Annotated in this window: 18 protein-coding genes and 1 riboswitch; of the genes, 8 read left to right on the forward strand and 10 right to left on the reverse strand. The window is 73.2% G+C overall.

What is annotated here, in order from left to right; all coding sequences use genetic code 11:
* The first annotated feature begins 108 nt into the window (after positions 1-108).
* Positions 109-1,173 (forward strand): MBL fold metallo-hydrolase, encoded by a 1,065-nt coding sequence (locus tag BS83_RS19640; protein ID WP_232248425.1) that lies wholly within the window; start codon positions 109-111, stop codon positions 1,171-1,173.
* Between the two features lie 334 nt (positions 1,174-1,507).
* Positions 1,508-1,583: riboswitch (adenosylcobalamin-variant (AdoCbl-variant) riboswitch) on the forward strand.
* 925 nt (positions 1,584-2,508) lie between these two features.
* Here the strand turns inward: BS83_RS19640 and BS83_RS19645 are convergent.
* Complete coding sequence (locus BS83_RS19645; protein WP_037605010.1) at positions 2,509-2,736, reverse strand: hypothetical protein; 228 nt, start codon at positions 2,734-2,736, stop codon at positions 2,509-2,511.
* A 185-nt stretch (positions 2,737-2,921) separates the two neighbouring features.
* Here BS83_RS19645 and BS83_RS19650 point away from each other — a divergent pair, with 185 nt between their 5' ends.
* The 4 genes from BS83_RS19650 to BS83_RS19665 are packed head-to-tail and all read left to right on the forward strand — an operon-like array spanning position 2,922 to position 7,227.
* Complete coding sequence (locus BS83_RS19650) at positions 2,922-3,572, forward strand: SCO2322 family protein (RefSeq protein ID WP_051943385.1); 651 nt, start codon at positions 2,922-2,924, stop codon at positions 3,570-3,572.
* A gap of 27 nt (positions 3,573-3,599) precedes the next feature.
* Positions 3,600-4,685 (forward strand): energy-coupling factor transporter transmembrane component T, encoded by a 1,086-nt coding sequence (locus BS83_RS19655; protein ID WP_051943387.1) that lies wholly within the window; start codon positions 3,600-3,602, stop codon positions 4,683-4,685.
* On the forward strand, positions 4,682-6,295 hold the full coding sequence (locus tag BS83_RS19660) for an ABC transporter ATP-binding protein (RefSeq protein WP_037605012.1): 1,614 nt from the start codon (positions 4,682-4,684) through the stop codon (positions 6,293-6,295). Before BS83_RS19655 ends, BS83_RS19660 begins: the two co-directional genes overlap by 4 nt.
* Positions 6,292-7,227, forward strand: a complete 936-nt coding sequence (locus BS83_RS19665) for an ECF transporter S component (protein WP_084713709.1) — start codon at positions 6,292-6,294, stop codon at positions 7,225-7,227. Before BS83_RS19660 ends, BS83_RS19665 begins: the two co-directional genes overlap by 4 nt.
* Here the strand turns inward: BS83_RS19665 and BS83_RS44035 are convergent.
* The 6 genes from BS83_RS44035 to BS83_RS19695 form a co-directional block, all read right to left on the reverse strand.
* Positions 7,137-7,718 (reverse strand): Uma2 family endonuclease, encoded by a 582-nt coding sequence (locus BS83_RS44035; protein ID WP_084713711.1) that lies wholly within the window; start codon positions 7,716-7,718, stop codon positions 7,137-7,139. The two genes, BS83_RS19665 and BS83_RS44035, sit on opposite strands and share 91 nt — an antisense overlap.
* A gap of 71 nt (positions 7,719-7,789) precedes the next feature.
* The gene (locus BS83_RS19675; protein WP_037605014.1) at positions 7,790-8,428 is read right to left on the reverse strand and encodes a TetR/AcrR family transcriptional regulator; all 639 of its coding nucleotides are present in this window, start codon (positions 8,426-8,428) and stop codon (positions 7,790-7,792) included.
* A gap of 263 nt (positions 8,429-8,691) precedes the next feature.
* Positions 8,692-9,876, reverse strand: a complete 1,185-nt coding sequence (locus BS83_RS19680) for an acyl-CoA dehydrogenase family protein (protein ID WP_037605015.1) — start codon at positions 9,874-9,876, stop codon at positions 8,692-8,694.
* Complete coding sequence (locus tag BS83_RS19685; RefSeq protein ID WP_198035265.1) at positions 9,873-11,906, reverse strand: ATP-binding protein; 2,034 nt, start codon at positions 11,904-11,906, stop codon at positions 9,873-9,875. The genes BS83_RS19680 and BS83_RS19685 overlap by 4 nt, the downstream gene beginning before the upstream one ends.
* A 20-nt stretch (positions 11,907-11,926) precedes the next feature.
* Positions 11,927-13,531, reverse strand: a complete 1,605-nt coding sequence (locus tag BS83_RS19690) for an acyl-CoA carboxylase subunit beta (protein WP_037605016.1) — start codon at positions 13,529-13,531, stop codon at positions 11,927-11,929.
* Positions 13,528-15,234 (reverse strand): acyclic terpene utilization AtuA family protein, encoded by a 1,707-nt coding sequence (locus BS83_RS19695; protein WP_037605017.1) that lies wholly within the window; start codon positions 15,232-15,234, stop codon positions 13,528-13,530. Before BS83_RS19695 ends, BS83_RS19690 begins: the two co-directional genes overlap by 4 nt.
* A gap of 110 nt (positions 15,235-15,344) precedes the next feature.
* Between BS83_RS19695 and BS83_RS19700 the strand changes: the two genes are divergently transcribed.
* Entirely contained in the window at positions 15,345-16,028 is a 684-nt protein-coding gene (locus BS83_RS19700; protein ID WP_037605018.1) for a hypothetical protein, read from the forward strand.
* A 93-nt stretch (positions 16,029-16,121) separates the two neighbouring features.
* On the opposite strand, the gene BS83_RS19705 is transcribed toward BS83_RS19700, so the two are convergent.
* Positions 16,122-16,781, reverse strand: coding sequence for a class I SAM-dependent DNA methyltransferase (locus BS83_RS19705; RefSeq protein WP_037605019.1), 660 nt, complete (start codon positions 16,779-16,781; stop codon positions 16,122-16,124).
* A gap of 46 nt (positions 16,782-16,827) precedes the next feature.
* Positions 16,828-17,997, reverse strand: a complete 1,170-nt coding sequence (locus BS83_RS19710) for a steroid 3-ketoacyl-CoA thiolase (RefSeq protein WP_037605020.1) — start codon at positions 17,995-17,997, stop codon at positions 16,828-16,830.
* A 169-nt stretch (positions 17,998-18,166) separates the two neighbouring features.
* On the opposite strand from BS83_RS19710, the gene BS83_RS19715 reads away from it, so the two are divergent.
* A complete protein-coding gene (locus BS83_RS19715) occupies positions 18,167-19,399 on the forward strand; it encodes a cytochrome P450 (protein WP_037605021.1) in 1,233 nt (410 codons plus the stop codon).
* 68 nt (positions 19,400-19,467) lie between these two features.
* Here BS83_RS19715 and BS83_RS19720 read toward each other — a convergent pair whose 3' ends face one another.
* A complete protein-coding gene (locus tag BS83_RS19720; protein ID WP_037605022.1) occupies positions 19,468-21,948 on the reverse strand; it encodes a lamin tail domain-containing protein in 2,481 nt (826 codons plus the stop codon).
* Positions 21,949-22,243: 295 nt separating this feature from the next.
* Between BS83_RS19720 and BS83_RS19725 the strand changes: the two genes are divergently transcribed.
* Positions 22,244-24,274 (forward strand): MFS transporter, encoded by a 2,031-nt coding sequence (locus tag BS83_RS19725; RefSeq protein ID WP_037605023.1) that lies wholly within the window; start codon positions 22,244-22,246, stop codon positions 24,272-24,274.
* Positions 24,275-24,340 lie beyond the last annotated feature (66 nt).

Genomic DNA, 24,340 nt, shown 5'->3' on the forward strand with positions numbered 1-24,340 from the left:
TCCATGAGAACTGATACCAGTTCTACTTATAGGCGGCAATGCCCATGCAGTACCCTCCCCACTTAGGTGCAAGACGCAAGGAACGTGTTCCATATTTCAGGAGGCCCCGTGCTGCAGGACACCCCCGACCGTGCGGCATGGCGCGACCGGGTCCTCCCGCCCGTGCAGGACTTGGGCGGCGGCGTGTGGAGCATTCCCGTGCCGATCCCCGACAGCCCGCTCCGCTACACGCTCGTGTACCTGCTGGAGAGCGCGCGCGGTCCGGTCCTGGTCGACACCGGCTGGGACGACCCGACCGGCCGCGAGATCCTCGCCGCCGGCATCGGGCAGGCGGGTTTCGCGCTCTCCGACATCCACGGAGTGCTGATCACCCACCACCACCCCGACCACCACGGCCTCTCCGCGCACGTCCGCGAGGCGTCCGGGGCGTGGCTCGCGATGCACGAGGCCGAGGCGGCGGTGGTGCGGGCGATCCGCGACGTGCCGACCGAGAAGTGGATCGGCCGGATGGCCCGGTCCATGCGGGCGGCGGGCATCCCGCAGGAGCACCTCGACGGGCTGGCGTCCTGGGGCGGCGACTCCGAGAACGGTCCGGCGACGCTGGGCGCGGCGGTGCCGGACCGCGAACTGGTCCACGGCGAGAGCGCGGGCGTGCCGGGACGCGAACTCCGGGTGATGTGGACGCCGGGCCACACGCCGGGACACGTCTGCCTCTACCTGGACGAGAAGCCGAGAACCCGGCTGCTGAGCGGCGACCACCTGCTGCCGACGATCAGCCCGGTGGTGAGCCTCTACCCGGAGAACCCGCAGGACGAGCCGACGGACCCGCTCGGCGACTTCCTCGACTCCCTGGAGCGGATCGCGGCGCTCGCGCCGGAGGAGATCCTCCCCGCCCACCAGTACCGCTTCACGGACGCGCCGGGCCGCGTGCAGACCCTGCTGGACCACCACGCGGAACGCCTCGCCGACCTGCACAGCCAGCTGCGCGACGAACCGCTGACCCTGTGGCAGGCGGCCCAGGGCATGCACTGGAACCGCCCCTGGTCCGAACTCGGCTTCCTCGCCCGCCACCTCGCGGTCTCCGAGGCCGCGGCCCACCTCCGCCGCCTGGTGAAGACGGGCCTCGCCGAAGCGGTCACCGACGAGGAGCCGATCCGCTACCACGCGAGATAGCAGGCGAGCAACCAGGCAGTGCCTCAGGGGCGCGGGGAACTGCGCGAGCAACCCCCCGGGGCGGATGGCCCTGCACGTTCGGGGCTCCACCTGCGTGGGTGGCTTGTCGCGCAGCTCCTCGCGCCCCTGAGGTAGTGCAACTGCCCTCTGCTCCAAGGCGTCGCGCCCGCGCGCCGGAGGCGCGCAGTTCCTCGCGCCCCTGGGGAGTTGCCACCCACCCGTTGCTACGACGTGCCCCACCCGCGCCCAGCCTCACTCGCGGGGTGACCGTGGCCACAGGATCCGGCCTCTGGGAGCGCCCGCGACGCAGGCTAAGGTGTGGCTCACAACTTGATCCGCGTCCCAGCAGGGGAAGCCGGTGGGATTCCGGCGCTGACCCGCAACCGTAGAGCCGGAGTACCTGCCAGGGGACGCGAGCGGCGCGCCGTGCCCGGTCAGGGCCCGGCACCGTCGAGGCTACGGATCGTCCACCGCTCATCGAAAGGCTCCATCCGCCATGCTCTCCGCCGTCCGCCCCGCCGCGAAGGCGGCCTGCGGTGTCGCACTCTCCGCCGCCGTCCTGCTCGGCGCAGCCGGCCCCGCGCTCGCCGCGTCGGCGAGCCCCGCGCCGCTGCCGACCGCGCTCTACGGCAAGAGCGACGCCACCTACGACGGCGTCTGGCGGCAGTCGCTGAGCCTGCTCGCGCTGCACACCCAGGGCGTCACCCCGGCCGCGGCCGCCGTGGACTGGCTGACCGTGCAGCAGTGCGCCGACGGCGGCTGGTCCTCCTACAACGCGGACCCGGCCAAGCCCTGCACCGCGGCCACCGAGGACACCAACGCCACCGCCGTCGCCGTCCAGGCGCTGGCCGCGCTCGGTGGGCACGACGCCGCCGTGGCCAAGGCCGTGGCCTGGTACAAGAACGTGCAGAACAAGGACGGCGGCTGGTCCTACAACCCGGGGGCCGCCAGCGACGCGAACTCCACCGCGCTGGTCGTCACCGCGCTCGCCGCCGCCAAGACCGACCCGGCGTCCGTGTCCAAGGACGGCAAGAGCGCCGTCCAGGGCCTGGCCGCGTTCCAGCTCGGCTGCTCCGCGCCCGCGGCCCAGCAGGGCTCGTTCGCCTACCAGCCGGACAAGAGCGGCAAGCTCGCCGCCAACGGTCTGGCCAGCGCGCAGGGCACGCTCGGCGCCCAGCAGGCGTTCCTGCCGGTGGCCGCGTCCACCGCGAGCGCCGCCGCGACCGCGGCCTGCACCGACTCCGCGGCCTCCGCCGCGAACTACCTCGCCGCACAGCTCAAGGGCGGGCAGGAGCACCTGACCCAGGCGCTCGCCGGCGCCGCGCCCAGCCCCGACTACGCCGCCACCTCGTGGGCCGTCATGGCGCTGGCCCACCAGGGCCGGCTCTCGGACGCGCAGGGCGCGATGACCTGGCTGCAGCAGAACGGCCAGGCGTGGACCCACGACCAGACCGGCGCGCTCAGCCCGAGCGCCCTCTCGCTGCTGATCCTGGCGGCGCAGGCGACCGGCGTGGACGCGACGAAGTTCGGCACCAGCAACCTGGTGACGCAGCTGGAGAGCACCGGGCCGGCCCCCGCCGCGACCCCGGGCGTCGCGAGCGCCCGGCGAGCCCCGCCTCCGCGACCGCCGCGCCCGCGAAGAAGAGCAGCGGCAGCTCGCCGTGGTGGATCTTCGGCGTGGTGCTGGTCGCCAGCATCGGCGCCGGACTGTTCATCAGCTACACCCGCGGCAACCGCGGCAAGCGCTCTTGATCCGCACCCGCACCGCACGGGCGGCGGCCGTTCTGGCCGTCGCCCTGCTCGCGCTGCCGCTGCTGCTCGCCCGGCCCGCGTCGGCGACCGCCTACCGCTACTGGTCCTTCTGGTCCTGGGCCGGCAACGGCTGGAGCTACCAGCAGCAGGGGCCGAACACCGCCGTCCCCGCCGACGGATCGGTCGACGGATGGCGCTTCGGCGTCAGCGTGGACAGCGCGCACGCCGTGCAGCCGCGCAGCGCCGCGACGCCGTCCTTCGCCGAGCTCTGCGCCAGGACCCCGGCGGTGAGCGGGAAGAAGCGGGTCGCCGTGGTCCTCGACTACGGCACCGACTCCGGCGCACCCGCCGAGCGGACCGGCTGCGCCGTCCTGTCGACCGAAGCCAGTTCGGCACAGCTGCTCGCCCAGCTCGTGCCGCCGCTGCGCTACGACAGCAACGGCATCCTCTGCGCGATCTCCGGCTACCCGGCCCAGGGCTGCGGCGAGGCGGTGGCCGACAACGGCTCCGCCCCACCCGCGGCCGCCGCCCCGAAGTCCGGCGGCTCGTCCGCCCCGGTCGTCGGCTGGGCGGCCGGCGCGGCGCTCGTCGTGGCCCTGGGCGGGGCCGCGTGGTGGCGCAACCGCCGCCGTGCGAACGGCAACTGACTCCCCGACCGGCTGACCCTCCACGACATGAAGCACTCCCTGCATCCCGGCGCCTGGTGGCTGTGGGCCCTCGGGCTCGCCACGGCCGCCTCGCGGACCACCAACCCGCTGCTGCTGCTCCTCGTCGCGGCCGTGGCGGGCTACGTCGTGGCCGCGCGCCGCACCGACGCGCCATGGGCCCGCTCCTACGGGGTCTTCCTGCGGATCGGGCTGCTGGTGCTGGGGATCAGGGTGGTCGCCTTCACCCTGCTCGGCTCGCCGATCCCAGGGACGCACATCCTGTTCACGCTGCCGCAGATCCCGCTGCCGGACTGGGCGAAGGGCGTGCAGCTGGGCGGGCCGGTCAGCCTGGAGGGCCTGCTCTTCGCCACCTACGGCGCGCTGCGGCTGGCCGTACTGCTGGCCTGCGTCGGCGCGGCGAACGCGCTGGCCAACCCGGCGCGGCTGCTGCGCTCCCTGCCCGGCGCGCTCTACGAGGCGGGCGTCGCCGTGGTGGTGGCGCTGACCTTCGCGCCCAACCTGGTCGCCGACACCCAGCGGCTGCGCGCCGCCCGGCGCCTGCGCGGCCGGTCGGAGAAAGGCGTCAAGGCGCTGCTGACCATCGGCGTCCCGGTGCTGGAGGGCGCGCTGGAACGCTCGGTCAACCTGGCGGCGGCGATGGACACCCGCGGCTTCGGCCGTCAGGCCGACGTGCCGCGCCGGGTCAGGCTCACCACGGCCGCGCTGACGCTGGCCGGACTGCTCGGCTGCTGCGTCGCCGCCTACGGCCTGCTCGGTGCGGACGGCGCGACCTGGGCGCTGCCGCTGCTGGCCGTCGGCGTGCTCGCCGCGGCGGGCGGCCTGCTGCTCGGCGGACGCCGCGCCGTCCGCACCCGCTACCGCCCCGACCGGTGGGACCTGCGCGCCTGGCTGGTCGCCGGCTCGGGTGCCGCCGTCGCGGCCGGCATGGTGCTCTGCGGCGACGCCTATGCCGACGTTCTCAATCCCCCGCCGGTGCCGCTGGCCGCACCGGCCTTTCCGCTGCTGCCCGCGGCGGTCGTGCTGGTCGGGCTGCTGCCGGCCTTCGTCGCCCCGGCCCCGCGGCAGCCCGCCAGGAAGGAGGCCCGGACGTGATCCGCTTCGAGGACGTGTCCGTCCAGTACGCCGACGCGGCCGCGCCCGCGCTGTCCGGCGTCGACCTGGAGATCCCCGAGGGCGAGCTCTGTCTGCTGGTCGGGCCGTCGGGCTCGGGCAAGTCGACGCTGCTCGGCGCGGTGAGCGGGCTGGTACCGCACTTCACCGGCGGCGTGCTGCGCGGCCGGGTGACCGTGGCCGGACGGGACACCCGCACGCACCGGCCCCGTGACCTGGCCGACGTGGTCGGCACCGTCGGGCAGGACCCGCTGGCGCACTTCGTCACCGACACCGTGGAGGACGAGCTCGCCTACGGCATGGAGTCGCTGGGCCTCGCGCCCGAGGTGATGCGCCGCAGGGTCGAGGAGACGCTGGACCTGCTGGGCCTCGCCGAACTGCGGGACCGGCCGCCGGCGACGCTCTCCGGCGGGCAGCAGCAGCGGGTGGCGATCGGCTCGGTGCTGACGGTCCATCCGAAGGTGCTGGTCCTGGACGAGCCGACCTCCGCGCTGGACCCCGGCGCGGCGGAGGAGGTGCTGGCCGTGTTGCAGCGGCTGGTGCACGACCTCGGCACCACCGTGCTGCTCGCCGAGCACCGGCTGGAGCGCGTGGTGCAGTACGCGGACCAGGTCGTGCTGCTGCCGGGCGGCGGTCGGCCGCCGGTGGTCGGCGAACCCGCCGAGGTGATGGCTCTCTCACCGGTGCACCCGCCGGTCGTCGCGCTGGGCCGGGCGGCGGGCTGGAGCCCGCTGCCGCTCTCGGTCCGCGACGCGCGGCGCAGGGCGGCGCAGCTGCGCGAGCGGCTGGCGGGCGCGGCGCCGCCCGCAGCGGCTCCCCTTCCGGCAGGCGAACCGCTGGCCTCGCTCGACCGGGTGCTCGTCCGCCGCGACCAGGTGCAGGCGCTCAACAGCGTCTCCCTGGCCTTCCGGGCGGGCGAGATCACCGCACTGATGGGCCGCAACGGGGCGGGCAAGTCCACCCTGCTGGGCGCGCTCGTCGGCCTGCACGCCCCGACCGGCGGCGCCGTCCGCGTCGGCGCCCTCACCCCGCACCGGACCGCTCCCGCCGCGCTGCTGCGCCGGGTCGGCCTGGTCCCGCAGGAGCCGCGCGACCTGCTGTACTGCGACTCCGTCGCGGCCGAGTGCACGGCGGCGGACGCCGACGGCGGCGCGGCGGACGGCGCCTGCCGGGCCCTGGTCGAGCGGCTGCTCCCCGGCATCGCGGACGACCTCCACCCGCGCGATCTCTCCGAGGGCCAGCGGCTGACCCTCGCCCTCGCCGTGGTGCTGACCGCCCGTCCGGGGCTGGTGCTGCTGGACGAGCCGACGCGCGGCCTGGACTACGCCGCGAAGGCGCGCCTGGTCGAGATCCTGCGCGACCTCGCCGCGGCCGGCCACGGCGTGCTGCTGGCCACCCACGACGTGGAGCTCGCGGCGGAGCTGGCGCACCGCACGGTGATCCTGGCCGAGGGCGAGGTCGTCGCCGACGGTCCGACGGACGAGGTCGTGGTCTCCTCCCCCGCCTTCGCCCCGCAGGTGGCGAAGATCGTCGGAGCCGGCCCGTGGCTGACGGTCGGCCAGGTGACCGAGGCGCTGGGCCTGCCGTCATGAAGCACCCGGAACTGAACCGCCCCGTCCCGCTCGGCCGCCGCTCGACCGCCCTGCTCGTCACCGTCTCGGCGCTCGGCCTGGTCGCCTTCGGCTGGCCGCTGCTCGCCTCCCCGCGCTCGGCGCTGGCGGCGCACTCGACCGACGCGCCCTGGCTGTTCGCCGCGCTGCTCCCGCTGCTGCTCGCCGTGGTCGTCGCCCAGATCGCGGAGGGCCGCAGCGCGACCGGCGGGCAGGCCGGTCTGGACGCGAAGTCCATCGCCCTGCTGGGCGTCCTCGCGGCGGCGGGCGCCGCGCTGCGCCCGCTCGGGGCGGGAACGGCGGGGTTGGAGCCGACCTTCTTCCTGATGGTGCTCGCCGGACGGGTCCTCGGGCCGGGCTTCGGCTTCGTCCTCGGCAACGTCACCCTGTTCGCCTCGGCGCTGCTGACCGGCGGCGTCGGCCCCTGGCTGCCGTTCCAGATGCTCGCCATGGGCTGGGTCTGCCTGGGCGCGGGCCTGCTCCCCGGCCCGGCGTCGCTGCGCGGCCGCCGCGAGCTGTGGCTGCTGGCCGCCTACGGCGCGGTCTCGGCGGAGCTCTACGGCCTGATCATGGACCTCCAGGGCTGGCCCTACATCGCGGGCCTGAGCAGCTCCATCTCCTTCGTCCCCGGCGACCCGTTCGCCGCGAACCTGGCCCGCTTCGTGCTCTACCACCTCACCACGGCCATGGGCTGGGACCTGATGCGCTGCGCCCTCACCGCCGTCCTCTGCCTCACCCTCGGCCGCGCCGTCCTCCTCTCCCTCCGCCGCGCCTCCCGCCGCGCCGCCTTCCACGCCCCGGCAGGGTTCGAGCCGACGGGCGGTCAGAGGAAGTCGCTGGTGTCCAGCGAGAAGCCGAAGGGCTCGGGCAGCAGCACCGGATCGCCGAAGGGGATCGACTCCCCCACCGAGTAGTCGTCCTTGTCCGGCTGGCTGTAGAGGATCACACGTTCCTCTTCGCGGTCGACGACGAGGTAGAGCGGGATCCAGGCGCGGGCATAGCTATGGCGCTTGACGATGCGGTCGTCCGTGGGGCGAGTACTCGTCACCTCGACGACCATCGCCACACCCTTGCTCGGCATCCACGACGGCGCACCCCGAAAGAGGCGGAGCTCGCGCGGCGCGATCGTGATGTCCGGAAGCACGTGGTTCTTCGGTTCCACGACAGCACTCGACATCTGCAGACCCTTGTTTCCCGAGCAGCTCATCCGAACCCGGGAATCCCGGAACACCTGCTCCAGGATCGTGCTGATGTAGTCCTCGTGGTCCCCGTCAGGAGCAGGGGACACGACGATCTTCCCTTCGACAAGCTCGGCCCTGAAGCCCTCCGGGGTCTCCAGGCCGAGGAAGTCGTTCAGGAGGAGCTCAGCCGTCGCCGGCTCGATGTCGAACGCCATAGCACTCATGCTGCACCCCCTCGATGTCGACGACCAGCTTTACGGACCGTCGCGAGCCGCACCGGAGAGTCAGGTCGTGTTCACCCGATCGGGTCGGCGAGTTCCGCGTCGAGGATGCGGGACCACTGGCGCACGATCCGTGCGCGCCGTGCTCCGTCGTCGCTGAGGATGTCGGCGAGGCCGAGGCCGCGGGCCATGTCGAGGGTGGCCTGGACGGTTTCCCGGACGCCCGGGCGGGACTCGTCCGCACCGAGGAGGGCGACCGCGGTGCGGTGGACCTCGCGGCCCACGCGGGACTCGAGTTCCAGGACGCGGGGGCGGAGCTGGTCGTCGGTGCTGACCGCGACCCAGAGCTGGAGCGCGGCGCGGAACAGCGGGCCGGTGTAGAGGTCGACCAGCATGCCGACCACCGCCTGGGTGCGGTTCGCGCCGCGCGCGGGCAGCGCCGCCGCGCGGGCGTCGAGCTCGGCGCGGCGCTGGACCGCGACGTGCTCGACGGCGGCGGTGAAGAGGTCCTCCCTGGTCGGGAAGTGGTGCTGCGCCGCGCCCCGGGAGACCCCGGCCCGCTCCGCGACGACCGCCACCGTGCTGCCGGACCAGCCCACCTCCGCGAGGCAGTCGACGGCCGCCTCCAGCAGCCGCTGCCGCGTGGCACGGCTGCGGTCCTGCTTGGGCGCCCGGGAGGGGGCGGGAGCTGCGGCGACGGACTGTGGCGACACGGGCTGTTCCTTTCCGCGACGAACTCTACGGTGCGTCTTCCCCCCTCCCGCACGAGCGCCGGGGCGCTCTCGGGGAGGAGGGCTCCGCACGACGACGGGCCACGGGCCGGGGCCGGTGCGACCGGGCGGGACCGTCCCCGGCCTCGGGGCCCGGCCGGAACGGGAAGGCTCCGGCGCAAGACCCGACCGGGGCGTCGGCCTCGGCGTCCGCCGTGCGCCAGGCCTCCGCCCGAGGAAGGCGGGGATGGCGGGGAGCGTGGCCGCTAGTACGACTTGGGCAGCCCCAGCGTGTGCTGGGCGACGAAGTTGAGGATCATCTCCCGGCTGACCGGCGCGATCCGCCCGACCCTGACGCCCGCGATCAGCGCACCGAGACCGTACTCGCTCGCCAGGCCGTTGCCGCCGAGCGTCTGCACCGCCTGGTCCACGGCGCGGACCGCCACCTCCGCACCCGCGTACTTGGCCATGTTCGCCGCCTCGCCCGCGCCGAAGTCGTCGCCCGCGTCGTAGAGGAAGGCGGCCTTCTGCGTCATCAGACGGGCCAGTTCCAGCTCGATCCTGATCTGCGCCAGCGGGTGCGCCAGCCCCTGGTGCGCGCCGATCGGGGTGTCCCAGACCGTCCGGCGCTTCGCGTAGTCGACCGCCTTGTCGAGAGCCAGGCGCGACATGCCCAGCGAGTAGGCCGCCGCCATGATCCGCTCCGGGTTGAGCCCGGCGAAGAGCTGGAGCAGGCCCGCGTCCTCGTCGCCGACCAGCGCGTCGGCGGGCAGGCGGACGTCGTCCAGGAAGAGCTGGAACTGCCGCTCGGGCATCTGCAGTTCCATGTCGATGGGCCGGTACTCGAAGCCGGGGGTCTCCCTCGGCACGATGAACAGCGCCGGCTTCAGCTTGCCGGTGCGCGCGTCCTCGGTGCGCCCGACGACGAGGGTCGCGTCCGCCGCGTCCACCCCCGAGATGAAGACCTTGCGGCCGGTGAGCAGCCAGTCCGAGCCGTCGCGGCGGGCCGTGGTGGTGAGCCGGTGGGCGTTGGAGCCGGCGTCGGGCTCGGTGATGGCGAAGGCCATCCGACGGGTGCCGTCGGCGAAACCGGGGAGCCACTGCTGCTTCTGCTCGTCGGTGCCGAAGCGGGCCAGGATGCTGCCGCAGATCGCCGGGGTGACCACCAGCATCAGCAGCGGGCAGCCGGCCGCGCCCAACTCCTCCAGCACCAGGGCGAGCTCCTGGATGCCCGCGCCGCCGCCCCCGTACTCGGTGGGCAGGTTGACGCCGAGGAAGCCCAGCTTGCCCGCCTCGTACCAGAGTTCGTCGGCGGGCCGGTGCTCCTTGCCGCAGGCGAGGCTGTACTCGAGGCCGTAGCGGGTGCCGAGCGCGCGCACCGCGGCGCGCAGGTCGCGGCGTTCCTCGGATTCCACGAAGGTGCTGTCGAAGGTGGTGTGCGAGGTCGTCATGGCTGCGGGGTCCCCTCCGGGGTCGTGGTGCTGCCGTTGCTGTCTTCGTCGCTGTCCGGGAGCTCGCCGATCACGGCGAGCAGTGCGCCGGTGTCGACCTGGAGGCCGACGCCCACGCGCAGTTCGGTGACCACGCCGTCCGCCGGTGCGGTGACGCGGTGCTGCATCTTCATGGCCTCCAGCCAGAGCAGCGGCTGGCCGGCGCTGACCCGGTCCCCCACCGCCGCCTCGACGCGGACCACGGTGCCGGGCATCGGCGCGAGCAGCGAGCCGGCGGCCGTCTCCCGCTCCGGCTCGGGGAAGCGGGGCAGGGCGGTGAGCGCGACCGCGCCGAGCGGCGAGTCGACCTGGACCAGCGCGCCGTAGCGGGCGACCTCGAAGGTCCGCCGCACGCCGTCGAGTTCGAGCACCACGGCCTCGGGCGTGGAGGCGACCAGGGCCACGCCGGGATGGGTCTCGGCGACCAGGCCGCCGCGCGTCTCGCGGTAGCGGACCTCGTGCTCGACGCCCTCCACCGCGTACCGCTTGATCTGCGGCTGCGCCGGAACGTTGCGCCAGCCGCCGCCGAGCGGCGTCCGGCAGGCCGCGGCGTCCGCCAGGGCGGCGGCCAGCGCGGAGAGCGCGACGGCGTCCTTGTCGGGCCCCGCCCCGGCGAGGTCGTGGCGCGCCAGGAAGGCGGTGTCGACCCGTCCGGCCAGGAACTCGGGGTGCCGCAGCACCCGGACCAGCAGGTCCGTGTTGGTGGTCAATCCGTGCACCCGGGCCCGCGCCAGCGCGCCGGCGAGGCGCCTGGCGGCCTCCTCGCGGGTCGGGGCCCAGGCGATGACCTTGGCGAGCATCGCGTCGTAGTGGACGCCGACGGCGCTGCCGTCCTCGACGCCCGCGTCGAGCCTCAGTCCCGCCTCCTCCCCCGCGCGCGGGGGCGTGAAGCGGGCCGTGACGCCGGGGAGTTCCAGCCGCTCCAGGGTTCCGGTCTGCGGCTGCCAGTCGTGGGCCGGGTCCTCCGCGTAGAGGCGGACCTCCACGGCGTGCCCGCGCGGCGCGGGCGGCTCGGCCGTGGGCAGCCGACCGCCCTCGGCGACCAGGAGCTGCAGCCGGACCAGGTCCAGGCCGGTGACGCACTCGGTGACCGGGTGCTCCACCTGGAGCCTGGTGTTCATCTCAAGGAAGCAGAAGCGTCCGTCCGGCGCGAGCAGGAACTCGGCCGTGCCGGCCCCGACGTAGCCGATCGCCCGCGCGGCCGCCCGGGCCGCCTCGTGCAGCCGGTCCCGGGTGTCCTCGGCGAGTAGCGGGGCGGGCGACTCCTCGACGACCTTCTGGTGCCGCCGCTGGATCGAGCAGTCACGCTCGCCGACCGCCCAGACCGTGCCGTGCGCGTCGGCGAGCAGCTGCACCTCGACGTGGCGGCCCGTCTCCACGTACGGCTCGACGAAGACCTCGTCGCTGCCGAACGCGGCCAGCGCCTCGGCCCGCGCAGCCGCCAGCTCCGCTTCCAGCACGCCGAGTTCCCGCACGACGCGCATGCCGCGACCGCCGCCTCCGGCCGCGGCCTTGACCAGCAGCGGCAGGTCGGCCGCGGTCAGCGCCTCGGGCGGGGCGGCCGTCAGCACCGGCACGCCGGCCGCGGCCATCAGCTCCTTGGCCCGGGTCTTGACGCCCATCGCGGCGATCGCGGCGGGCGGCGGGCCGATCCAGACCAGTCCGGCGTCCAGTACCGCGCTCGCGAACTCGGCGCTCTCGGAGAGGAAGCCGTAGCCGGGGTGGACCGCGTCGGCCCCGGCGGCGCGGGCGGCGGCCAGGATCAGGTCGGTGCGCAGGTAGGTGTCGGCGGGCGCCGCGCCCGGCAGCCGGACGGCGGCGTCGGCCTCGCGGACGTGGGGCGCGTCGGCGTCCGGGTCGGCGAAGACGGCCACGGTGCCGATGCCGAGCTCGCGGCAGCTGCGGAAGACGCGTCGGGCGATCTCGCCGCGGTTGGCCACCAGGACGGAGCTGATCACGGCGTTCCTCTTGGCTGCAGGGGTGTTGGTCATCGCGCTCACGGTCATCGCGCTCACATCCGGAAGACGCCGTAGCCGCCGCGTGCGCCCTCGATCGGCGCGCCGTGGACGGCGGAGAGGCAGAGGCCGAGGACGGTCCTGGTGTCGCGCGGGTCGATCACGCCGTCGTCGTAGAGGCGGCCGGAGAGGAACATCGGCAGCGACTCGGCCTCGATCTGCTGCTCCACCATGGCGCGCAGACCGGCGTCTGCCTCCTCGTCGTAGGCCTGACCGCGGGCGACGGCCGAGGCGCGGGCCACGATCGAGAGCACCCCGGCGAGCTGCTGCGGCCCCATCACCGCCGACTTGGCGCTGGGCCAGGCGAAGAGGAAGCGCGGGTCGTAGGCGCGGCCGCACATCCCGTAGTGGCCCGCGCCGTAGGAGGCGCCGATCAGCAGCGACAGGTGCGGGACGCGGGAGTTGGAGACCGCGTTGATCATCATCGCGCCGTGCTTGATGATGCCGCCCTGCTCGTACTCGCGGCCGACCATGTAGCCGGTGGTGTTGTGCAGGAAGAGCAGCGGGATGTCGCGCTGGTTCGCCCACTGGATGAACTGGGTCGCCTTCTGCGCCTCCGCGCTGAACAGCACGCCCTGCGCGTTGGCCAGGATGCCGACGGGATAGCCGTGGATCCGCGCCCAGCCGGTGACCAGGCTCGGCCCGTACAGCGGCTTGACCTCGTCGAAGTCGGAGCCGTCCACGACGCGGGCGATGACCTCCCGCGGGTCGAAGGGCTGCCGCAGGTCGGAGGGGACGATGCCGAGCAGCTCCTCCTCGTCGTACTTGGGCGGCTCGACCAGGGCGGTGGCCGGTCCCGGCCCCTGCTTGCGCCACTCCAGCCGGGCGACGATCCGCCGGGCCCGGTGGATCGCGTCGGCCTCGTCGGCGGCGAAGTGGTCGGCCAGGCCGGAGACGCGGGCGTGCATCCGCGCGCCGCCCAGCGACTCGTCGTCGCTCTCCTCGCCCGTCGCCATCTTGACCAGCGGCGGGCCGCCGAGGAACACCTTGGACCGCTCGTCGATCATCACGACGTGGTCGGACATGCCGGGGACGTAGGCGCCGCCCGCGGTGGAGTTGCCGAAGACGACGGCGACGGTCGGGATTCCGGCGGCGGAGAGGCGGGTGAGGTCGCGGAATATCGCCCCGCCGGGGATGAAGATCTCCTTCTGGCTGGGCAGGTCGGCGCCGCCGGACTCGACCAGGCTGACCAGCGGCAGCCGGTTCTCCAGCGCGATCTGGTGGCAGCGCAGCGCCTTCTTCAGCGTCCACGGGTTGCTCGCCCCGCCGCGCACGGTCGGGTCGTTGGCGGTGATCAGGCACTCGGTGCCCTCGATCCGCCCGATCCCGGTGACCATGCCCGCGCCGACCGGGTACTCGCTGCCCCAGGCGGCGAGCGTGGACAGTTCCAGGAACGGGCTGTCCGGGTCGATCAGCAGCTCGATCCGTTCGCGCGGCAGCAGCTTGCCGCGGGCCCGGTGGCGGTCCACGTACTTGGGGCCGCCGCCGGCGACGGCCTTGGCCTGCTCGGTGTCGAGTTCGGCCAGCTTCTCCAGCATCGCCGCGCGGTGCGCGGCGAAGTCCGCGCCGTGCGGGTCGACGCCGGTGGACAGAACGGTCACAGCAGGGCCTCCGGGATGTCGAGGTGCCGGGCGCGCAGCCACTCGCCGAGGGCCTTGGCCTGCGGGTCGAAGCGGGCCCGCGAGGCGACGCCCTCGCCGAGGATCCCCTCGACGGTGAAGTTGAGCGCGCGAAGGTTCGGCAGCAGCGTGCGGGTGACGGTCAGACCGGCCGTCTCGGGCAGGAGTTCGCGCAGCGCGGCGGTGGTGAGGGTGTGCGCGAGCCAGCGCCAGCCGGCGTCGCTGCGGGCCCAGACGCCGATGTTGGCGTTGCCGCCCTTGTCCCCGCTGCGCGCGCCCGCGACCAGGCCGAGCGGCGCACGGCGGGTCGGACCGCCGGGGACGGGTGGCGGCGGGAGTTCGGGGTCGGGCAGCGGCTCCAGCGGCAGGGACGCGGGTGCGGCCGGGACGGCGCGGCGGGTGCCGTCGGGCAGCACGGCCGTGTGCGGGGTGTCGGCCGGGTCCGCCTCGAGCGCCTCGAAGATGCCGTAGGGCGTGCCCTTCTGCGGCATCCCGGCGAGGTGGAAGCCGGGATAGCCGGCCAGCGCCAGCTCGATCGGCGCGGCGGAGACCGCCCGGCCGACCAGGGCGGCGTCGGGGTCGCGGGCGACCAGCCGCAGCAGTGCGCTGGCCTCCTCCTCGGTGGCGGCGTCGGAGTGGTCGGTGCGGGCCAGCGTCCAGCGGAGCTCGGCGGGACGGCTCTTGCCGAGGCTCGTGTCGAGTTGACTCCTCATCAACTCGGCCTTCTCCTCGATGTCGAGCCCGGTCAGCACGAAGAGGGCCTCGCCGATCCAGCCGCCCAGACGGTTCACGCCGACCTTGAGGGTGGGCGGCGGGGCCTCGCCGCGCACGCCGTGGATCAGCACCCGATCCGGGCCGTCGGGGGCGAGCCGCACGCTGTCGAGCCTGGCGGTCACGTCGGGGCCCGCGTAGCGGGCGGGGCCGGTCTCGTAGAGGAGCTGGGCGGTGACGGTCTCCGTGGTCACCGCGCCGCCGGTGCCCGGGTGCTTGGTGATCACGGCCGAGCCGTCGGCGTGGATCTCGGCGAGCGGGAAGCCGGGGTGGCCGAGGCCGCCGGGGATCTCGTGGAAGAAGGAGAAGTTCCCCCCGGTCGCCTGCGTCCCGCACTCCAGCACGTGCCCGGCGACGACGGCCCCGGCGAGCCGGTCCCAGTCGTCGGCGGCCCAGCCGAAGTGCGCGGCGGCGGCCCCGCTGACCAGGGCGGCGTCGGTGACCCTGCCGGTGACCACGACGTCCGCGCCGGCGCCCAGGCAGGCGCTGATGCCCCAGCCGCCGAGGTAGGCGTTGGCCGCGAGCGCGTCGGGCCGCTGCGCGCGGACGGTGGCGAGGACGTCGTCCCCCTCCACGTGCGCGATCCGCGCGGCCCCGAGACCGAGCCGCTCGGCGAGCTCCCGCAGCCGGTCCGCGAGCCCGGCGGGGTTGAGCCCGCCGGCGTTCACGACGATCCGCACCCGCCGGTCCAGCGCGAGGCCGAGGCACTCCTCCATCTGGCGCAGAAACGTCCTGGCATAGCCGAGCGACGGATCCTTCAGCCGGTCCCGCCCGAGGATCAGCATGGTCAGCTCGGCGAGATAGTCCCCGGTCAGCACGTCCAGCGGCCCGCCGGTCAGCATCTCGCGCACCGCGTCGAAGCGGTCCCCGTAGAAACCGGACGCGTTCCCGACCCGCAACGGCCCTTCGGGCACGGCGACTCTCCCCTCACCTCTGGCGTGGCACAGCGCGGCAGAACCAGCCTGGCAGCGGGACAAGAAACAATCAAGCGTGCTTGCTTGATTTTCTGGACTACGCTGGCGCGATGGCTCCAGTCGATCTTGCCGACGACCCGCATGCGCTGCTCACGCTGCTCCTCGACGCCGCCGACGGGCGCTTTCCCGCGGTGGACGGCGAGGTGGAAGTGCTGCCGCCGTTGCGGAACGGGCTGGGCTGTTCGTTCGCGTTCACCGGGCACGCCGTGGTCGCCACCGCGCGCAGCGCGGAGGAGGTGCGGGCGCAGGGGCCGGACGGGTTCGGCGGCTCGGCCGGTCCCGACTTCCTGCGCTGGCTGGCCGGCCCCGACGGGTGGATCGGCTGCCTGGACGCCTCCCTCGTCGCCCACGGCACCGGCCGCCCCGGCGAGCGCGCGGCGCTGCCCGTGACGACGGAGCACGACGCGCACGCGCGCGTCCGCTACGCCCGCGAACTGCGGGAGGAGGTGCGGGTCTTCGGCGACGAACGCGGCTTCGTGACGCTGAGCGCCGGCCTGGCCGGACGCCCGGAGTTGAGCGTCGAGCTGCCGGAGGCGGCGCGCCACGGCAAGGGCGACGGCCGCTCCCTGCTGCGCGACGCCCTGACGCTGATCCCCTCCGGGGAACCGGTCTTCGCCGCCGTCTCCCCGGGCAACGCCCGCTCGCTGCGGTCGTTCCTGGCCGTGGGCTTCGTACCCATCGGCAGCGAGGTCGTGATCAGACCCGCAGGCGCAGGGCGCGGACAGGCGAGCTGAGAGAGGAAAGGAAGCGATCGCAGGACGGAGCGGCACCCAGTCTCGCCCGGGACCAGGCCGAGCACGCCTCCGGCCGACGGCCCACCGGCACCCCTACTCCGGGTCGGGGCGCCGCCTCGCGAAGATCATCGCGCCGCGAGGGCTCTCCGCCGAGGTCAGCGTGGTCTGGGCCTCGACGGTGAAGCCCGCCGCGTCGAGCCGGGCCGCGACCCGGTCCGGCTGCCGCCGGTGGACGTGGACGTGGACGGGGCTGCCGTCGAAGCCCTTCGTGCGCAGCACCGACTCGTCCCCGACGTGGAAGGCGAGCAGCAGCGGAGCGCCTGGCCGCAGGGCGCGGCGGAAGTGGCCGAGGACCGTCCCGATCTCCTCCTCGGGGACGTGGATCAGCGAGTACCAGGCGAGCAGGCCGGCCAATGAGGCGTCGTCGACGTGCGCGTCGAGGTCGGTCATCGAGCCGGTCTCGAACCGCAGGCGGGGGTGGTCCCGGCGGGCCACCTCGATCATCGCCGGGGACAGGTCGATCCCGAACGCGTCCACCCCCAGGCTCCGCAGGTGGGCCGTGATCCGGCCCGGCCCGCACCCCACGTCCGCCACCGCGCCGCCGCCGGCGCTGCGCACCTGGTCGGCGAAGAGGGCGAGGGCCGCGCGTTCGTGGGGCGTCTCGTCGAGGAGGTCGCGCACCCAGTCCGCGTAGGCGGCCGCGAGGGTGTCGTAGGACGTCCGGGTGTCCGCCAGCCAGTCTTCACTGCTCATGGCGGACACCGTAGTTCACGACCGCCGGCGTCGGGCGGGCGACCGCTCAGAGCCGCTGGATGATCGTCCCCGTCGCCAGCGCGCCACCCGCGCACATGGTGACCAGGGCGAACTCCTTGCCGCTGCGCTCCAGTTCGTGCAGCGCGGTGGTGATCAGCCGGGCGCCGGTGCAGCCCACCGGGTGCCCGAGGGCGATGGCCCCGCCGTTGACGTTGACCTTCTCCATGTCGGCCTTCATCACCTGGGCCCAGGACAGCACCACCGAGGCGAACGCCTCGTTGATCTCGACGATGTCGATGTCCTTCAGCGTCATGCCCGCCTTGCCCAGCACCGCACGGGTCGCGTCGATCGGTCCGTCCAGGTGGTAGTGCGGGTCCGCGCCGACGAGCGCCTGGGCGACGATGCGGGCGCGCGGGGTGAGCCCCAGCGCCCGCGCGGCGCGCCGCGAGGCCCACATCACGGCGGCCGAACCGTCGGAGATCTGCGAGGAGTTGCCCGCCGTGTGGATCGCCGTCGGCATCACCGGCTTCAGTCCGGCCAGCGCGTCGAGCGAGGTGTCGCGCAGACCCTCGTCGCGGTCGAAGAGCCGCCACATGCCCTGGCCGGCCGCCTGTTCCGCCTCCGTGGTGGGCACCTGCACCGCGTAGGTCTCGCGCTTGAACCGCTCCTCCGCCCACGCCTGCTGGGCGCGCTGCTGGGAGAGCAGGCCGAGCCCGTCCACGTCCGCCCGGGTCAGCCCGCGGTGGCGGGCGATCCGCTCGGCGGCCTCGAACTGGTTGGGCAGGTCGACGTTCCACTCCTCGGGGAACGGGCGCCCGATCCCGCCCGCGGAGCCGCTGCCGAGCGGGACCCGCGACATCGACTCGACGCCGCAGGCCACGCCCACGTCGATGGCGCCCGCCGCGACCATGTTGTGGATCATGTGGTTGGCCTGCTGCGAGGACCCGCACTGACAGTCCACGGTGGTGGCCGGGACCTCGTAGGGCAGCCCCATCGCGAGCCAGGCGTTGCGCGCCGGGTTCATCGACTGCTCGCCCGCGTGGGTCACCGTTCCGCTGACGATCTGCTCGACCACGTCCGGCTGCACGCCGGTGCGCGCGAGGAGTTCGCGGAAGGTCTCGCCGAGCAGGTAGGCGGGATGCAGGTTGGCGAGCGCGCCGCCCCGCTTCCCGATCGGAGTCCGTACTGCCTCGACGATGACGGGCTCAGCGGCCATGAGCAGTCCCTCCCGACTGGCCTAGAACTGATACTCGTTCTAGTTCTGCGGACCTTTGTATTCGCCGCAGAGCCCTCGCGCAAGGCCCTTGCATCCACTAGAACGTGTTACTACCGTCGGGGATAGATCTGACGCTCCGTCAGAGAGGCGCAGCACTGGAGGCCCCGAGATGTCCTGCCCGGCCCTGCCCAACGGTTTCGACCCGACCGATCCGGAACTGAACCAGCAGCGGATCCCGCTCCCGGAGTTCGCGGAGCTGCGCCGGAGCGCCCCGGTCTGCTGGATCCCGCAGGCGGACGGCACCAGCGGCTTCGACGACGGCGGCTACTGGGCGGTCACCCGCCACGCGGACGTCAAGGAGGTGTCCACCCACCCGGAGACCTTCTCCTCCAGCGCCAACACCGCGATCATCCGCTTCCACCCGGGCATCCAGCGGGACGCCATCGACAACCAGCGGCTGATCATGCTGAACATGGACCCGCCGGAGCACACCCGGCTCCGCTCCATCGTCCAGCGCGGCTTCACCCCGCGCGCCGTCAACGCGCTCCAGGACGCGCTGCGCGACCGCGCCGAACGGATCGTCCACTCCGCGATCAAGGAGGGCAGCGGCGACTTCGTCGCCGACGTCGCCTGCGAACTGCCGCTCCAGGCGATCGCCGAACTGATCGGCGTCCCGCAGCAGGACCGGGGCAAGATCTTCCACTGGACCAACACCATGGTCGGCTACGACGACCCCGACCTGGCCATCACGCAGCAGCAGGGCATGGAGTCCGCCGCCGAACTGATGATGTACGCCATGGGGATGGCCGAGGAGCGCAAGGGCTGCCCGGCCGACGACATCGTCACCAAACTGGTGGCCGCCTCCGACCAGGGCAACCTCAGCTCCGACGAGTTCGGCTTCTTCGTGCTGGTGCTCGCGGTGGCGGGCAACGAGACCACCCGCAACGCCACCACCCACGGCATGCACGCACTGCTGACCCACCCCGAGCAGTGGGAGCTCTACAAGCAGCGCCGGCCGCAGACCGCCGCCGACGAGATCGTCCGCTGGGCCACCCCGGTGACCTCCTTCCAGCGGACCGCCCTGCGCGACGTCGAGCTGGGCGGCACGGAGATCAAGGCCGGCCAGCGGGTCGGGATCTTCTACGCCTCGGCCAACAACGACGAGTCCGTCTTCGAGCGCCCCGAGGTCTTCGACGTCCTGCGCGACCCGAACCCGCACCTCGGCTTCGGCGGCGGCGGCCCGCACTTCTGCCTGGGCGCGAACCTGGCCAGGCTGGAGATCGACCTGATCTTCAACGCCATCGCCGACGCCATGCCGAACATGCGCCTCACCGGCGACCCGAGACGGCTGCGCTCGCCCTGGCTCAACGGCATCAAGCGGCTGGACGTCCGGTACGCCTGACGCCCCGCGAACGGGGAGCGGCGGCCCGCAGGTGCGCGGGCCGCCGCTCCGTCGGTCCGTCTCCGGCACTACGGCCGGAACTGGACCTCCTGCGGGTCGTGGTCGCTGGTCTGGTTCGCGTACTCGGAGTTCATGTGCACCACCTGGTACGACACGTCGCCCACGCCCGGCGAGACCAGGATGTGGTCCAGCACCTGCGAGACGCCCTCGTACACGTAGGTGTACTGCTGGTCGGTCGGCAGCGTGGTGATCAGGTCGGTCAGGATCGACGGGCCGGTGCCGTCGGCCGTGCCGGTGGTCAGCGAGTGCAGCGCCGGGCTGAACTGGTAGTCGTTCAGGTCGCCGACGACCACCACGTTCGCGCTCTTCTTGGCGTTCAGGAGCTGCTGCACGAAGTCGTGCACCACCTGGGCCTGGCCGGAGCGCTGCAGCGCCGAGGACTGCGCAGGGAACTGGAAGCGTCCGTCCTGGTTCTGGTCGCCCAGCTTCGCGTCGAAGTGGTTCGCGATGACGAAGACCGGCTTGCCGCCGAAGCTGAACTCGCCGACCAGCGGCTTGCGGCTGGAGCCCCAGACCGGGTTGGTCGGGTCGATCCGGCCGGGCGACAGCGTCAGCTGCGGCTCGCCGTCGACCTTGGTGACGGCGGTGCCGGTGGTCGAGCGGTTGACGTCCGCCGCGCCCCGGTCCACGAAGGAGACCCGGGCCGGGTTGAACAGGAACACGACGCGGATGTTGCCGCCGGGCTGGCCGCCGTCCTGGTCGTTGACCGGGTCGATCTCGCGGTAGCTGTACTGCGGGCCCCCGGCCGCGGCGATCGCGGCGGTGAGCTTGCCGATGGTCTGGTCGGCCGCGACGGTGCCGTCGTCGGTGGCGCCGGAGTTGTCCTGGATCTCCTCCAGGGCGACGATGTCCGGCTTGGCCAGGTTGGTCACGATGCCCTGGGCCAGCGCCGCGAACTTGCTGTCCGCGTTGGACGGGGCCAGGTTCTCCACGTTGTAGGTGGCGATGGAGAGCTGCCTGGCCTTGCCGGGGGTGGCCACGACCGGCTTCAGGCCGTTCGACTGGACCGTGCCCAGGCTGGAGGCGGCCAGCAGGAAGCCGCCGTACTGCGAGTAGTCGATGGCGCCGACCGTCGCGCCGGTGAAGGCGTCGCCCACGCTGACGCCGGGCTTGCTGCCGTCGTCGGCGACGACCTCCAGGCGGCCGGACGGCGTCTTGTTCTCGCCCAGCAGCTCGCTGCCGCCGCGGTAGCTGACCGCCTCGGTCGGCTTGACCGTGACGTACTGCTCACCGTAGGCGTCGGTGGGGCCGATCACCCGCGCGTCGTCGATCTCGACCCGCATGCCCTCGATGGACTCGTAGTAGTCCAGCACCGAGCGGCTCGGGGTGATCGGGGTGGTCTCGATGTTGGCGCCGCCGAGGTCGGGGGCGTACACCGAGGGGACCGTGCCGGCGTTCAGCACGATCGGCGCGGGCAGCGCGTTGCCGCTGCTGAGCGTGGTGACGGTGGGGCCGGTCAGCTCGGTCTGCGAGAGGTTCGAGGTGGTGGCCGCGGTGTCGCCGCTCGCCAGCGGGTAGTACTGCTGCACCTTGGCGGTGACCAGCACCGAGTCGCCCACCGCGACCGTCGGGGCGGCGGAGCCGGTGTAGACGAAGACGCCCTCGCTGGTGGCCGGGTCGGCGTCCGGGTTCGGGTCCTGGATCCAGAAGCCCTTGGTGCCGCTGGTGCGCAGCGCGGTGACCACGCCGGGGACGGCGGTGACCGTCTTGCCGTTGTACGGCGAGAGCCAGGAGGTGCCCTGGATGTCGTGGATCCGCAGCGGGCCGGGCGTCGGCGTCGGGGAGGCGCTGGCCGACGCGGACGCGGACGCCGAGGCGGAGGCCGAGGCCGAGGAGGACGGCGTGGTGACGGGGGTCGCGGTGTTGCGCGGACCGGGGGTGACGGCGGTGAAGTCGGCGCCGTTCTGGTCCGTGTCCGTCGAGGCCGCGTCGCGGGCGGCCGCGGTGGTGTTGCTGAGGGCCGGCGCGTCGGCGCTGCCCTCGTGGACCACGGCGGTGCCGTAGCCGACCAGGTCGCGCACGGTGGTGTCGGCGGCGCAGTCGGCCGCGGTCTTGCAGGCCAGCGCGGTCTGCGAGGTGACCAGCGCGACGGTGCCGTTGGTGCCGCTCATGTTGACCGAGCCGGTGGCGTCCGGGGTCGGCAGCGCGTCGGTGCCGCCCGTGCCCGCCGCCTCCTGGACCAGGTAGTACCCGCCGGGGGCGATGCTGCCGGTGAGCGGGGTGACCTGCCAGGTGGTGGTCGCGCCGGGGGTCGCCGAGATGTACTGGACCGACCAGGCGGACAGGTCCACGGCGGTGGCGCCGTTGTTGTGCAGCTCGATGAAGTCGTTCTTCAGAGTGGCGCCGGTGTTGCCGCCTCCTCCGAAGACCTGACTGACGACCACGTCGGCCGAGGGCGTCGCCCCGGCTGTCGGTGCGACGACGACTGCCGCGACGGCTCCACCGGCTGCGACGGCGGCGAGCAGTACGCGGGAACGGGTTCTGGACACGGTCCTCCTGCGATCCTTCGGGACGGATTCGGGACGGATTCTGAAGGGCGTTCAGGGGCCAGCATGGGGCGGTCGGATGAACCCCGTGTGGCGAATCGGAAGATTGCCGCTGTGAGTTTGCATAAGCGCAGGTCAGATCAGTTCTACGCGCGATGGCTACGCGCGTGGAACTGTGCCCCGTTCTGCCCCGGTTGGGCGGGCTTCGCCCGAAGCCCGGCCTGCGGGGACGGTGCCCGACTCACCCGTTCGGATCGGTCCGGGAGCGGCGCGGAGCGGCCGCTGGTAGGTCTGGGACATGTCCCAGCAGCAGGCGGTAGACGCGCGTCCGGACGGTCCTCCGACCGAGGAGAGTCCCCGCCGGGTCCGGCTGGTCTTTCTCGGCGTGATGCTGGGCATGTTCCTGGCCGCGCTGGACCAGACGATCGTCTCCACCGCGCTGCCGACCATCGTGGGCGACCTCGGCGGAGCCAACCACCTCTCCTGGGTGGTCACCGCCTACATGCTGGCCGCCACCGCGACCACCCCGCTCTGGGGCAAGCTCGGCGACCTCTTCGGCCGCAAGCACGTCTTCATCATCAGCATCGTCATCTTCCTGGTCGGCTCGGCCCTCTGCGGGCAGTCCAGGAACATGGCCGAGCTGATCGCCTTCCGTGCCGTGCAGGGCCTGGGCGGCGGCGGGCTGATGGTGCTCGCCATGGCGGTGATCGCCGACGTGGTGCCGCCGCGCGAGCGGGGGCGGTACCAGGGCGTGATCGGCGCCGTCTTCGGCGTCTCCTCGGTGGTCGGACCGCTGCTGGGCGGCTTCCTGGTCGACAACCTGAACTGGCGCTGGGTCTTCTACGTCAACCTGCCGGTCGGCGCCGTCGCACTGTTCGTCATCGCCACCGCGCTGCACGCGAAGAAGCCGGAGACCAGGCCCAGGATCGACTACCTCGGCACGGTGCTGCTGGCCGCCGCCTCCACCTGCCTGGTGCTGATCACCAGCCTGGGCGGCACCACCTGGGACTGGAACTCGGTGCAGGTCTGGGGCTGCGCGATCGGCGCGGTGGTCCTGATCGTCGCCTTCGTGCTGGTCGAACAGCGGGTCCCCGAGCCGGTGCTGCCACTGCGACTGTTCCGCAACCGGATCTTCACGGTCTGCTCGGGCATCGGCTTCGTCGTCGGCCTGTGCATGTTCGGCGCGCTGTCCTACATCCCGCTCTACATGCAGGTGGTGAACGGCAACTCGCCCACCGTCTCCGGGCTCCGCCTGCTGCCGATGATGGCCGGCGTGCTGATCACCTCGATCGGCACCGGACAGCTGATCAGCAGGACCGGCCGGTACAAGATCTATCCGATCATCGGCACCGCGCTGACCTGCCTGGCCCTGGTGCTGCTCGCCCAGGTCGACGAGAAGACCAGCTCGACCGTGATGGGCTTCTACATGCTGGTGCTCGGCCTCGGGCTCGGCCTGGTGATGCAGGTGCTGATCATCGCCGTGCAGAACTCCACGGACTTCGCCGACCTGGGCACGGCGACCTCCGGGGTCACCTACTTCCGGTCGATCGGCGGCTCGTTCGGCGCGTCCATCTTCGGCACCGTGCTCAACAACCAGCTGAACTCGAAGATCACCACCGCGCAGCACGACGGGACGCTCTCCCCGCAGTTCCCCGTGCAGCAGGTGCTGGCCGACCCGACCAGCGTCGCGCACGCCACCCCGGCGCAGAAGCCGCTCGTCGAGCCCTTCCTGCACATCTTCGCGGTCTCGCTGCAGACGGTCTACCTGGTGGCCGCGGGGATCGCCGTGATCGCCTTCGTGCTCTCGCTGTTCCTGCGCGAGGTTCCGCTGCGCACCGCGACGCGCGAAGCCGCCGGCCAGGGCGAGGCCGCCGGGCCGCCGACCTTCCGCACCTCCGCGGAGGAGATCGAGGGCATGATCACCCGGCTCTCCAGCCGGGAGAACGTCTGGGAACGCTACGGCCGCGCGATCGACCGTTCCGGCGTCGACATCAGCGTGCCGCAGGCCTACGGGCTCTTCCGGCTGCACCATGCCGGCCCGATCACCCAGGAGGAGATCTGCCGCCGGCTCAAGGTGGCCCCCGAGGAGATCAGCCCGAAGCTGGACGCCATGGTCGCCTCCGGCCGGGTGCAGCGCGACGCCGGCGGCGTGCTGACGCTGACCCCGAACGGCCAGGAGGTGATCAGCCGTCTGTCGGAGGCACGGCTGGCCCTGCTCGGCGAGAAGCTGGACGGCTACTCCCCCGAGCAGCACGCCGAACTCGTGGCCATGCTGCGCACTTTGGCCGACGACTCACTGGACGCGCCGGGCCGGGTCTTCAGCGACTGACGGCCCACCGGATGATCGGTACACGAGCAGCTGTTCGCTCGTTCGCATGAATGCTGCATAATCAGC

This window comes from Streptacidiphilus rugosus AM-16 (genome assembly GCF_000744655.1).
GTDB classification, from domain to species: domain Bacteria; phylum Actinomycetota; class Actinomycetes; order Streptomycetales; family Streptomycetaceae; genus Streptacidiphilus; species Streptacidiphilus rugosus.